This window comes from Fibrobacter sp. UWCM (assembly GCF_900129735.1).
GTDB lineage: Bacteria > Fibrobacterota > Fibrobacteria > Fibrobacterales > Fibrobacteraceae > Fibrobacter.
On record NZ_FQWR01000007.1, the window covers coordinates 25,320 to 38,541 of the forward strand.

The 13,222-nt window shown below is 56.0% G+C and carries 7 protein-coding genes and 1 pseudogene; 5 read left to right on the forward strand and 3 right to left on the reverse strand.

Features of this window, described 5'->3' with window-relative positions; translation table 11 throughout:
- Positions 1 to 56: 56 nt before the first annotated feature.
- Positions 57 to 950, forward strand: a complete 894-nt coding sequence (locus BUB22_RS06230) for a prepilin peptidase (RefSeq protein ID WP_073114383.1) — start codon at positions 57 to 59, stop codon at positions 948 to 950.
- A gap of 265 nt (positions 951 to 1,215) precedes the next feature.
- On the opposite strand, the gene BUB22_RS06235 is transcribed toward BUB22_RS06230, so the two are convergent.
- Both BUB22_RS06235 and pelA read right to left on the reverse strand, forming a co-directional pair.
- The gene (locus tag BUB22_RS06235) at positions 1,216 to 3,342 is read right to left on the reverse strand and encodes a pectinesterase family protein (RefSeq protein ID WP_073114384.1); all 2,127 of its coding nucleotides are present in this window, start codon (positions 3,340 to 3,342) and stop codon (positions 1,216 to 1,218) included.
- Positions 3,343 to 3,369: 27 nt separating this feature from the next.
- A complete protein-coding gene (gene pelA / locus BUB22_RS06240) occupies positions 3,370 to 5,142 on the reverse strand; it encodes a pectate lyase (protein WP_073114385.1) in 1,773 nt (590 codons plus the stop codon).
- A 233-nt stretch (positions 5,143 to 5,375) separates the two neighbouring features.
- Here pelA and BUB22_RS06245 point away from each other — a divergent pair, with 233 nt between their 5' ends.
- The 4 genes and pseudogenes from BUB22_RS06245 (at position 5,376) to BUB22_RS17305 (ending at position 11,736) form a co-directional block, all read left to right on the forward strand.
- On the forward strand, positions 5,376 to 7,670 hold the full coding sequence (locus BUB22_RS06245; RefSeq protein ID WP_083535419.1) for an FISUMP domain-containing protein: 2,295 nt from the start codon (positions 5,376 to 5,378) through the stop codon (positions 7,668 to 7,670).
- A gap of 5 nt (positions 7,671 to 7,675) precedes the next feature.
- Complete coding sequence (locus tag BUB22_RS06250; RefSeq protein WP_139258793.1) at positions 7,676 to 9,655, forward strand: CotH kinase family protein; 1,980 nt, start codon at positions 7,676 to 7,678, stop codon at positions 9,653 to 9,655.
- A 125-nt stretch (positions 9,656 to 9,780) separates the two neighbouring features.
- A pseudogene (locus tag BUB22_RS17300) lies at positions 9,781 to 10,599 on the forward strand (Gfo/Idh/MocA family protein); the annotation flags it as partial.
- A gap of 312 nt (positions 10,600 to 10,911) precedes the next feature.
- Positions 10,912 to 11,736 carry a TolB family protein gene (locus BUB22_RS17305; RefSeq protein ID WP_371586848.1) on the forward strand — a complete coding sequence of 275 codons (825 nt, stop codon included), beginning with the start codon at positions 10,912 to 10,914 and terminating at the stop codon, positions 11,734 to 11,736.
- 88 nt (positions 11,737 to 11,824) lie between these two features.
- Here BUB22_RS17305 and BUB22_RS06260 read toward each other — a convergent pair whose 3' ends face one another.
- A complete protein-coding gene (locus tag BUB22_RS06260; RefSeq protein WP_073114389.1) occupies positions 11,825 to 13,183 on the reverse strand; it encodes an efflux RND transporter periplasmic adaptor subunit in 1,359 nt (452 codons plus the stop codon).
- Between the last annotated feature and the right edge of the window lie 39 nt (positions 13,184 to 13,222).

Sequence of the window (13,222 nt, forward strand, 5' to 3'; positions counted from 1 at the left end):
AACAAACACCCGACTTTGTTTATATATTCTAGTATGTACTGTTTTTGAGGTTTTTTATGCAGGAAATCCCCCTCTGGTACTGGCTTTTGGTGTTTTTTGCCCTCGGCGCGTGCGTCGGGAGCTTCTACAACGTGATTGTTTACCGCATGCCTCGCGGGATTTCGCTCATAAACCCGCCGAGCCACTGCCCGCTGTGCAAGAAGCATATCCCTATCCGTTACAATCTTCCTATCGTGGGGTGGCTATGGCTCCGCGGGAAGAGCGCCTGCTGCAAGCAACCCATCAGCGTGATTTACCCGATTGGGGAGGCTCTCTGCGGTTTGCTTGGGGCGGTTGCGCTGTTTGCGGCTGTTGCGGTGATAGGCGACGTGCCCGTGTCGGCAGCGTTCTTTACGGCGCCGGTCACTGACCCCGCGGTGTGGGCGTCGGCGCTCGCGATGTTCTGGCTTTTGCTCGGGGCATACCCGGTATGCGCCATCGATTGCAAGTACAAGTTGATTCCCGATTCCATCTCGGTTGGCGGGATTGTTGCGGGCCTCCTGATTTCGATTATTCCCGGCGGTGTCACTCCGTTCCAGAGCCTGCTCGGGGTGGTTGTTGCGGGTGGCGGGCTCTACCTGGTGGGCTGGATTGCGACAAAGCTCCTGAAGAAGGATGCCATGGGGTTCGGCGACGTGAAGCTCCTTGCGGGTTATGGTGCCTTGATGGGCGTGACGGGCGCGGTCGAGACGCTGATTGTCGCCGCTATTCTCGGGATAGTCGTGATGGTGCCCTATGGCAAGATTGCCGCTCGTCGCAATGCCGCTGGTCAGGATGCCGCTGGTCAGGATGCCGCCGAGACCTCGGGCCAGATTCCCTTCGGGCCGTTCCTTGCGGTGGCGGCGCCGCTCATGTACCTGTGGGGCGAGCAGTTATTTAACTTGTACGTAAAGTTCGTTTTCGGCGAATAAGGCGATTTTGCCATTTTTGGGTACCAAAATCCCTCCTTTTGGGGTGTTTGGTACCCATTTTGTTAACTTGTATGTTGAATTTTCACTAATTAAATGCAAAAAGTGCTGTTGGCGAGAGGTCCGCGTGATGAAAAACGCCCCGAAGAGGCAATTTTTTTGCTTCTTGAGGCGAAAAGCGATTAGTTTGTTCTAAAAGATGGGTACCAAATGCCTTACTTTAGGGGCTTTTGGTGCCCAATTTCGGGAAATTCTGTTTTCGGGAATATTATTTCACGCGGATCGTTTTTTGCGTGTTGCGGGAGCCGTCGTGCACCCTCAGGATGTATATCCCGCGGGGGAGGCCAGCCATGCTTGTTGCACGGCCTACGTTTTCACGTACTAGCTTGCCGGTCGCACTGAAAACTTGCACGCGGGTTGCGGGCGAGTATTCCAGATGGGGATCCGCGAGGCCGCTGGCGAGCCCGCCGATTGCAGTCGTAGAGTCGGGGGGCTCGGGCTGCGTCACTTTCACTGCGGTCAGTTCCAGCTGGTCGAGGTTCGGGCCGTCGTTGCCCCCGATGGTCGCGAACGTGATGGTGCTCGCGCCCTGCGGTAGCGTGATGGAAACATCCTTCGTCACGTAGGTGGTCCAGCTTTCCGTCGCCTCGAATGCAACTTCTTGCGTTTCGCCGGCTTCACCCTTGATGGAGAGACTGCGCGTGCTCTTGCTCCCGTTCGCGTATGTCAGGGTGAGCTTGTATTCGCCTTCCGCATCGGCATACACGGGCACCTGCACGCTTGATGTTCCTGCGTTGAAGTTCACGTAGCCCGCACCTGCGAAACCTGCGTTGCTGCTCTCGTTGATGCCGTTCTCGATGGCGCCTTCTTCGGCCTGGAACTTGCCCGAGCCATCGCCGGCGAACGAGGGGGCGAGTTCGATATCACCTGCCGCAGTAATGCTAGCCTGCGGTTTGCTCGCGTCGATACCCGCGGCGCTCTTGCCGCTCCAGCCGGCGAATTTCCAGCCGGAGTTTGGAGTGGCGGTGAATGTCGCCGTCTTGCCTTCCATGACCTTGTCGCCGCTGAGATTTGTGCTGACCATGCCGCCGATGGCTTCGCCAAGCGTTACCTTGTAGTAGGTGGCGTTCGCGTCAATGGTCGTGACTTCGTTGGAGTAGGCGCCTAGCCCGCCCATGCTGTTGGCGGCGCGCACCTTAATCTTTGAGCCCACTGCGACGCCTTCGAGCGAGAAACTCGGCGTAATCACGTTCGCCTTGTACTTGCCGTTCACGAAGATTACCCAGGCGCGGGCGTTGTTGTCGTCGGCCCAGGTAATTTCGGCGCCCTCTTGTGAGATTTTCGGGGCGCTCACTTGCGCGGTCAACTTGGTCGGGTCCCAGTTGTCGCTGCCCTTGAGCACGTTCTGAAGCGTGTATTTTGCGGCGTCGTTTGCGTCCCAGACCGTCTTGAGCGTTGCGGTGGAACCGTCCTTGCTGCCGTCAAAGTAGGTGCGGCGCTTGCTCGTGTTGACGGGGTTCCCGTTGCCGTCCTTGCTGTTGTATTCGCCAAAGACCTTGGGTGCCGAATTCATGTTCTTCTGCCAGCCCTCGGCGGTGGGTTGCGCTATCATCCTAGTGTTCAGGAATACTGTCCTTGCGGTTCCCCACGAACGCCCGAGATAGAATGTCCCGTTGAAACTGTTGTTCGTTACGGTAATTGTCGCATTGTTGAATACGTAACCCCATTCGGTATTGTTCTGCGAAGCGGTAATGTAGCCACCGCTACGGCGCATCACCAGGTTTGTGCCTTCAAAGAACACGTCGCCGTCACCGCAGATAAAGTCTACCGTGCCTTCGATTTGCCCGCCTTCCCAGTAGCTACGGCCCTTGCCTCCGTTCAACTTGGTGTAGTAGGTGTCCTGGGTGCTTAGAAGCTTTACGTTCTTGTAGACAAGTTTGTCGCCCACGGTCATCAAGGCATCGTGCCTGCAGGCGCTACCGCAATTGTTCTCGTTGCCGTAATTTGCCTTGTTGTAGAGCGTGATGTCTTGCATGTAGACGCCGTTCGCGCTTACCTTGAGTGTCGCCGTAACGCTGATGCCCTCGTTGATGGATTTGTTGTAGAGCACTGTCTTGTCGGCGCTCTGGCCCACGAGCGAAGTGTTGGATGCCGTGAAGGTCGTCATCTGGTTGCTGTCGCCGGTAAGGCTCCCGATGTTGTATTCGCCATCGGGGAAGAATATGACGTAGTGGCTCGATTCGCTTGCGCCTGCGGACTTGGCCGCATTCATGGCCGCCTTGAAGTCACCATCCACGCCGACGACAAAATCGATTTTCTTTTTCTCGACCGCGGATGCGCTCACCGTGAAAGCGAGCGTCGCTAAAAGAAATTTGGATGTCCAGTTGTTCTGCATATTTCTTTTTCCTTGTCGTCTTGAATTCTATCGCTGTGCTCCGGAATGGCTGCTGCCGTTTATGCGGAATGTCTTGCCACCGCGCATCAGGTACACGCCTGCGCTGGTGACGCGGGTGCCGAAGTCCACGTAGTAGCGGTCTGCCGTTCTCGCCGGACTTGCCGCGCGGACATCCCGCACGCCGATAGCTGTCGTGCCCGAGTTGCCCGGAGTCGTGCTGGTATCGCCCACATCGACCTTGCCCACGAGCAGGTTCTCGCTCATCCAGCCGATGTAATCGATGTTCGCCATGCCGTCTTTCGAGAGGCTAGTGAACTTGAGTTCGCTGTAGCCCGCGGGCAGTTCCACTTCGACGGATTGCGTCTTCCAGGTGGTCCAGCCGCCGGTCGGTTCCATGCTCCCGCTTTCAATGAGCGTCCTGTCGCCTGCAGTAACGCTGAAACCGCGTTCCGCGTTCCCGCCGTTCGCAAAGCTGATGTAGAGCGTGTACTTGCCCTCGGCTTTTGCCGTCACGCCGTAGGTCACGAAACTCCCCGTCGCGTTGGCAACGTTCGCGTAGCCTTCGCCCACGAACCCGCTGTTGGTCGCTTCCTTCACGCCGTCAATTTCAACAAAGTTCACGCCGTCGATAAACATCTTGCAGGAATCGCTCCCGCACATGGCTGCTGGCGGGGGAGGCTCCACGTAGGTGCCCGCCACCTTCTCGAGCGCCGCAAGGTACGCCGATTCCGCGCTCAGGATTGCGGAACCGTAATCGCCCGCCCACTGGTAACCCGTGCGGCGTTCCTCGCTGATTTTCATGAAGTCCTGCGTCTTGGTGCTTGCGCCGTCGCGGTCGCAGAAGAAGTAGTCGTCGCTGTTCACCTCGTAGAAGCGGAACCACAGCGAGGATCCCGCCTTGTCGACGATGCCCGCCGTCTTGCTGAACGCCTTGTCCGCCAGCTTGTTCTTCTTGTACCAGGCGATGGCACCCTTGACCGCCTTCTGGATTGCTTCGGTCTGTTCTGGCCAGTTCATCAGGAACCACACCACGCCCATCGATTCGTTGCCGGACTTGCTCGGGAGTTCGTACGCGCGGGCACCCACCGGAGCGAGGCTGTTCGTGTCGTGCTGGGCGCACCACACCGTCAGGTTTCCGTTGTTTACAATCTGCGCCTTGAGCAGGTAGTCTATGGCCTTGTCGAGGGCGGACTTCATCTTATTTCGGGTCGCGTCGTCGATGATGTCGCTATCGAAGGGCGAAGTCCTGTTCGCGATGTCCATCATGGTGACCATCGCGCGGATCATGGCGTTGTCGTTTAACGTAATCTGGTCGCTGTAATTGCCGCGCTTGGGCCACACCTGCGGAAGCCCTCCCTTGGAGCGCTGCATGGTGAGGATAAAGTTCAGGGCCTTGTTGAAACTCGACTTGAACGCGTTCTTGTAATTGCTGTTTGTCGTTTCCTTGTAGCGCACCGCCAGCAGGCGCATTTCCTGGATGGTCGCGTTGTTGTCGATGGTGCCGAGGTCACCGCCGTCCTTGGAACGCCATTCTGACTTGTTGCCGCTCGTGTATGCGCTCTTGTACTTGTCGGCCATCGCCTTGTAAAAACCGCCGTTGCTGATCTGCCACGTGGTCATGTTGTAGGTGTACTGGTCGATATCCATGCCCTCGGCTGCCTTCGTGAGTTCCGAGTAGCCGCGGTAGCTGTTGATTTTCGATACTGCCGTAGAAGGCGGTACGTAATCGGCCGCGAAAGAGAAAGACGTCCCGGAAACCAGGGCGAGTGTCGCAACAGTTCCAAACCAAATTTTTCCCATAACATCCTCATCGTCTTGATAACGATACTTCGTTAATCTAACATAATATATGTCAAAAATGCCTGCGGGGAACGTTATTTTTATTTACAAGTTGTCCATAGACAACGCGAAAAATAGCGAAAAAGGCTTTTTTTTGCGTAAAAAAGGGTTGCAAGTCCTAGGGGAATTTGACTTGTTGCCAAAATCCTGTTAGTTTGTTATAATGATGAACGTATAGGGCGAGGAGGCTTTGTATGTACAGAAAGTTGTTCTGTGGAATAGCGGTTGCAATCGTAATGCTTTTTTCCGCTTGTGGAGATGACTCTTCTACAGGGTCGGAAGATTCTTTCGACTGGAAATCGCTGGGGGATGTCGTACGGGGGGTGTGTAACCTTAGCCCCTGTGATGTCGCGCTTGAGGGGCGCTCTTACTATGTTTTTTCTGAAAAGCGCGATTACTCCTGTAAGTCGGGTATATGGGTGGATTCTACGGGAGAAACTTTCACCGACGAACAGTTTATCAAGTGCTACAAGCAGTATGTATCGGATGATTCCGCATTGTATTTTATTGAATCCTCGTCTGATATGGCAACAGATAACTCGTCGGATTCGGAGAGTGCCGCTGACAGTGTCAAGGTTCGTGGCGTGTGCATGACGACCGCTAAAAATGTGGAGCGGGGTGATTCCGTGAAGTATTTCTTCTACAATATGGGAGGAATCCCGCAGTCTTTTTCCTGGGATTTCGGGAGCGTAGCGGATATCGAGTCGAGCACGGAGCGCACCCCTACGGTAACGTTCCTCGGCAACGGGAACTTCCGGGCGGGCCTCGTTGTCAATAAGGGCTTGCCGTCGGAAAGCGATTCCATCTTGTGCCCTGTGGTTCACGCTACGGGCAAGCTGATTGCCGGCTGCGAATGTACCGTAGACAAGTCGTTGACGCGTGTATCGAGCGCGGAGCCGGACAGTGCCGTGTGGACTGTCTCGGGCTGTGAAGGCGGTGAAAATCTTCGCTACCGCTGGAAGAAGGTCTTGCCCAGTTCGTATATGCCGCTGGACGTAGAACTGGAGACGGTGCAGGAACCAGAACTTGATTCTGCGTGGATTCTCTCCGAAGACGGAATGTCCGTCAAGCTTGTCCTGGATTCCGCGCAGAAGGTGGCTCCGCGGCTCACGGTCACTAACGAGACGGATGAATATATGGATGTGGAATGCCCTGCGGTCAGGGCGGTTAAAAAGGAGCGCGTGTATGCCCAATGCAGTATGGAATTTGCGGGGGATACGGGCTATACGTTTGTAGTGCAGTCTATTGGTGGGGCAGATTACCTGAGTGAATTGCCGATGGAGCTTTCTTCCGATCACGGGTATTCGGAGAAAGTCAAGGCGCAGTGCTTTGTAATGCAGAAGTCGTCCGATATGGATGAAGGTAAGTGCGTCAGTTGGGGGCGTTCTATTATGTACAATGCTCCGGCCAGCTTTGCCGTACCCATTCCCACTGAACCCGGAGTCCATACCTACACGCTCACCTTCGAGGGCGAGGAAGTCTGCTCTGCACGGATGCCTGTAACCTGTTCGCCCAACAAGGAAAGGGTGTTTGTGAACGACACCGTGAAGTGGGCTGTGAACGGGCTTAATGGCTATGAGCCTAGTACATACGAGTGGACGTTCTACAAGGGTTATGTCGAGGAGTCCGTCAGTACTGAAGCCACTCCGCAAATGAAGTACACCGAGTCTGGTACATACGCTGCGTACCTCGTTATGGACCGCGACCTGGAAACGGAAATGTCGATCCGGTGTAAGGATGCCTATGTGAATCGACACAGCATTTCGAGTTGCACCTGCGGTAAGCCCGAGCTTCTTTCTGAATCCGATGACATCATGCAGACCGATGCCGTGAGTTTCCGCTGGAAAGTTACCGGCTGCAGGAGCGATATTCCGCTCACCTATACCTGGGCGGATGGTTTCACCGCCGACGAGACGGATTCGTCGCAGGCGACAGCTACGTTCACTGCGAGTGGCTACTATGTGCCCGAAGTATCCGTTTCGAATGCGGATGGTTCTCAGATATCCTTGACATGCAAACTTGCTACCGTAAAGGGGGCTGACACTCAGGAACTCACCTACGGTGGGCAGACCTACGGTGTGGTCGAGATTAATGGTCGGACCTGGATGGCCGAGAACCTGAACTACAAAACGGACTACTCGATGTGTTTCGACGACCTCGAGGAAAACTGCGCGAAGTACGGCAGGCTATACACCTACGAAGATGCTGTGCGCGTTTGCCCGAATGGCTGGCACCTGCCGGGTATCGACGAGTTCCTGGAAATCTACGATATGGTGGACAAACTCGAAACATATGGTTTTGAACCCTTGCCAGCAGGAATGTACAGCTATGATTTCGGGCAATATATTTCGGATGAAATGTCGTGGTGGTTTGATTACCAGGCCGCCGGTGCAGATTATGGTATAGTGCTGGTTATTGATGGTGGCGAATTTCCTTATCGTGATGAATATGTCGGTAACGCACACTCCGTTCGCTGTGTAAAGGATTGATTGCCATGAAGAACATTGTTTTGGATAAATTAGCGATTTTCTTTGCGGCCTTTGCATGTGCGGGCTTTATTGCCGCCTGCGGTGATGACGATTCTACGGGCAGTTCAAGCGAGCCTGTGCTTGGCCCCGACGGCGAAGAGGTCCCAGACAGCATTCTTGCTTCGGATTCCCTATATACATGGTATATGGAGGGCCGATTCAAGAGCAGTTCTAGCCATGGCGGGGATGCCAGCAGTTCTTCTAGCGGCACCGATGACCCCGGCGAAGACGAAGATGGTGATTTGAAACAGCACCTGCTGCCCCCTGCCGGTTTTTACAGCGAACTCACGATTCCCGTGCCGCTCCCTCTGTATGGTGGAACCATCCGTTGCACCTTCAATGGCTCGGAACCCACGCCCGAGACGCCCGAGTTTGCGGAGCCCTACAGCGTACTCAGGAACACCCCCGTGCGGTGTGCCGAATTCGTGGGCGATTCCGTTGCCCGCAAGTCGAACCACACCTTCTTTATAAACGAGATCGCGCGCATGCCGGTGGTGGCCATTACCGTGGATTCCGTGTTCTTCTGGACCAAGTACAGCGATACGCGTGATTGCTACGGGCAAAACCCGCACGACTGCGCGGTAGACATCATGAGCGATGCCGAGTTCCCCGTGCACGTGGAGTTCTTCGAGAAGGGGAGTCTGAGCGCGCGCAAGACCTGGCAGATTGATGCGGGCATATCCCTGATGGGCAACTACAGCAGGACATACGCCAAGAAGCCCGTGGCCATCAAGATGAAGAGGGAATACGAGGACGGTCGTTTGAACTATCCACTATTCTCGACGCGCCCTGAAGCGTGCAAGTTTAAGGGGTTCAACCTGCGTAACGGTGGCAACCGCTACGTGGGTGATTTCGTGGCCGACCCCGCCATGACTAGCATCGTCGAGGGCTCTTCGGTGGATTACCAGCGCAGCCGCCAGGTGCTCGTGTACTACAACGGCGTGTACATGGGCATTCACGATTTGCGCGAACGCCTGAACGAACACTTCGTGGAGACTAACTACGGAATCGACTCCAAGGACGTGGACATGGTGAAGCACAAGAAGAAGGAAGTTATTGCCAACGGTGGCACCGCCGATTCCTACTTGAGCATGCTCGACTTTGTCGCGACCAACGATTTTTCGGGAGCGGACAATGCCGCCTATAAGCAGGTACAGACGATGCTTGATGTGGGCTCGTACGCCGACTACATGGCCGCGGAGATATACCTGCGTAACGCCGACTGGCCGAGCAACAATGTGCGCGCTTGGCGCTCCAGCGGGCAGCCCTACAAGTTCATCTTGTTCGATGTGGATCAGGGATTCGGCTGGGACTGGGTGAGTGAGGATTTCCAAATGAATACGGGAACCATGTTTGATTGGATCCGCAATGACAGGGGTTCCGGCCGTACCGGCCCTGGATTCTTTGCGCATATCTACATCAAACTAAGGGAAAATCCCGACTTTTGCCGCATGTTCGCGAATCACGGGGCGGTGATGCTCAGCACCTACCTCACTTACGAGCGCGTGGTGGCCGCGGTGAACAAGGTGAATTCCGAGATTCCGCAAGAAGAACTGGAACGTGACCTGAATAACGAGGATGTGTTCGAGCGCCGCTATAGCCCGTATGGGCCGTTTCCCGAAGGGTTCGACCGTACCGGAGAATATGTGACTTCGTTTGCATATGGCCGGACAGAATCTACCCGTAACGAATATCGTATCGAGTTCGGTTTGGGTGACGATATTTCCGTTACGATTGCTGTAAACGGCAACGGTAGCGTGCTTCTTGATGGCATGAAACTTCCAGATAGAAAGTACACGGGCACGTTCTTTGAAGGTAACGATATGCTGCTCGAGGCGATCCCTGCCGAAGGGAGTTCGTTTGCTGGCTGGACGGACGGGAGTACGGAGAATCCGCGCATGGTCTCGCCGAAGGATGGCGACGAATTTATCGCGAAGTTTAAGTGACGCAGTCTGAATAACCTGTTTACAGATGAGTCCAGCAAAATTTTTGTAGGGGTGGCGCTGGTCCACAAATAAGTGTATATTGGTAGAGCCGCGGGTAGATTGCTAGCGGCTCTTTTGAGGTTTTTATGAAATTTGCAATTCTCGGGTGTGGCCATATCGCCACGAAGATGGCCGCTGCGGTCAAGACTCTCGAAAAACGCGGTATGGGCGTGGAATGCTACGCAGTGGCTTCGCGCACGCTTGACAAGGCGAAAAAGTTTGCCGACGATTACGGGTTCGGTCGCGCATACGGCAGTTACGAGGAACTCGCGCAGGATTCTGCGGTGGACTTGATCTACATCGCGACACCGCATTCCGAACACTACAACAATATTTTGCTTTGTCTGGAACACGGCAGGAACCTGCTCGTGGAGAAGGCCTTTACCGCGAATGCCCTGATGGCATCGGAAGTGATTGCCCTTGCCGAAGAGAAGGGCGTGTTCATGAGCGAGGCGATGTGGACCCGATTCCTGCCTGCGGTGCAGATGGTGAAGGACTGGATTCTGGCCGGGAAGATTGGCAAGGTGGAAAGCGTGGAGGCCGACTTCTCGATGCCGCTTTCGCATATCGGGCGCCTGCAAAAGCCCGAACTTGCGGGCGGTGCGCTGCTGGATTTGGGTATTTACAGCCTCACGTTCGCGGACATCTTCCTAACTGATCCTGAAATTTGCAGGGAGATCCCCGCCTCCGCGGGGATGACGTCGGTTGCGGAATGCGCGGGGATGACGTCGGGTGAGGACTGCGTCGCGAATCATATCGTGCAGACGAAGACGAAGTGCGTCAAGTTCCATACGGGCGTGGATGCGACGGATTGGATCGACCTCGTGTATGCAGGCGGGCAGGTCGCACATCTCAAGACGTCGATGGTGGCGCCGCTCAAGAACGAGGGCGTCATCTACGGAACCGCGGGCTTTATCCGTGTGCAGAACCTCAACGACATGGTGGAAATCCAGCTGTTCGATGTTGCCGGGACGCTTGTGGAATCGGTGAAGCCGCCCCGCATCGAAAACTGCTACGAATATGAGGTGCTGGGCTGCAAGGCGGCCCTCGAGAAGGGGCTCAGGGAATGCCCCGAGATGCCCCACAGCAAGACCATGCAGATGATGACGCAGATGGATAGCCTCCGCGCCGCATGGGGAGTAAGCTACCCGTTTGAACTCAGCCCGGGCGAAGTCTGGAACCGCAGTGGCGACAAGTCGTTCCTTGAAGTTTATGACATCGAGACCGGCGAATCCAAACTGCTCAAGAAATTCGACTGCGTTATCGAGGCGCCCAACTGGAGCGCCGACGGGAAGTTCCTCACGTACAATAGCGAAGGCCGCATTTACAAGATTGAAATCGAAAGCGGCAAGGTGACGGAAGTCCCGAGTTACTTTGTCAACAACTGCAACAACGACCACGTGCTCTCTCCCGATGGCGAGGGGCTCTACGTGAGCCACCACACCAAGGAAGACGGGCTTTCGCGCATCTACAAGATTTTCTTTGACGGACGCATGCCGGTACTCGTGACCCCACTTGCCCCGAGCTACCTGCACGGCGTTACCGCCGACGGCAAGATGCTCGCGTACTGCGCCGAACGCAACGGAGAATACGATATCTACACGATTCCTGCTGCAGGCGGGAACGAGACGCAGCTCACGACTGCGTTCGGGTTGAACGACGGCCCGGAATACGACTGCGATGGCGAATACATCTGGTTCAACTCCGTACGCACGGGCCGCATGCAGGCTTGGCGCATGAAGGCGGACGGCAGCGAGCAGACGCAGATGACGTTCGATGCGCATTGGAATACCTGGTTCCCGCATATTTCGCCCGACCGCACGAAGGTCGTGATGCTTGCCTACCACGAGCGCGACGTGCGCCCCGGCGAACACGTGCCCAACAAGAACGTGGAAATCCGGCTGATGACCGGCAGCGATGATACTGGCTGGAGCGAGCCGCGCACTATCCTCAAGCTCTTTGGCGGGCAGGGGACGATTAACGTGAATTCCTGGGCCCCCGACAGCAGGCGCTTCGCCTACGTGCGGTACGAGCGCGGGTAACCCGCAATAAAATTCCAGTATAAACAAAACAGTCCGCTTCGGGCGGACTTGTTTGTATCTGGATGACAAAACTGGCGATGCGCCGGCCTTATTTCTTCTTCCTGCCCGGCGGGGTGGGCATGAACGGGTTCGAGGCCTTTGCCTTCTCGGTACTGGCGGCGCTGATGCTTTCCTGGCTCACCACGACGGAATCGCCGACGGAGAGCCCCTTCAGAATCTGGATGTTCACGCCGTCGCTGATGCCGGTCTTGACCCTGCGGGGGGCCGCCTTCCCGTCGATGCTGACCCACACGTGGTCGCCCGCGGGTTTCTTCGCTCCGGCGCGTTTCTTGAACGTCTTGCCCGGAGGCCCGAACTTTCCGGAGCCGCCGGTACCGCTACCCGGCGGGCCGAAACCTCCTGGGGGCGGAGGCGGGAAGTCTCCCTTCGCAAATGCGCTGTCGCCGCCTGCGAGCGAGTCGCGATCCATGCGCGGCGGGCGCGGCATGTCCTTCGGGTCGGCCATCGGGGTTCCGTCTGCGGGAGTAAACTTGAGAGCCTTCACGGGAATCGCGATGGCATCCTTCACCTCTTGCGTCACGATGGTGCAGGTCGCCGTCATGCCGGGCAAGAGCTTCTGTTCCGGGTTCTCTGCGGTAATCACCACCGTGTATGTCACCACGTTGCTCGTTGTTGTCGGGTTCAGGCGCACTTCCTGTACCGCGCCGTTGAACGATTCTCCCTGGAACGCGTCGACGGTGAATGTCGCTTTCTGGCCCTGCTTCACCTGGCCGATATCCGCCTCGTCGATGGCGGCCATCACCTTCATCTGGCTTAGGTCCTTCGCGATGACGAACAGGGTGGGCGTGCTCATGGAGGCGGCTACCGTCTGGCCCACTTCTACTGCGCGCTTCAGGACTACGCCGTCAATCGGGCTCTTGATGGTCGCGTAGCTCAGGTTGAGCCTTGCCTGGTTCACCTCGTTCTTGCTGCGTTCCACGGCGAACTTTGCCGCGTTCATGTTGTATTCGGCGGTTTCCAGTTCCACGGCGCTCGCGGAATTGCTCTCCGAAAGTTTTTTCACTCGGTTGTAGGTCGATTCCTTGTACTTGTAGTCGTTTTCTGCGCTCCGGTAGGCGATTTCTGCCTGCGTGAGTGTCGCCTTGAGCTTCGACTTGTCGAGTTCGGCAATCACCTGGCCCTTCTTGACCTTGGAATTGAAATCCACGTAGATTTTCGCGATGTCGCCCGAGACCTGCGTGCCCACTTCCACCTGGTCGACCGGCTCTAGCGTTCCCGTTGCCGAAATTGTCGTCGAAATCGTAGTCTGCGTGACCTTCGCGCTCACGAGCGGGCCCGCGGCGTCACTTGCCTTCTCCGTAAAGAAGAAGAACTTCACGCCGTAGGCGATGCCCGCAAGTACCGCGAGCACGATGGCGATTTTCAGCAATTTCTTCAAGATTTTCATAGATGCAGCCAAAAAATAGAAAGTATTGCCCTTTTTCCG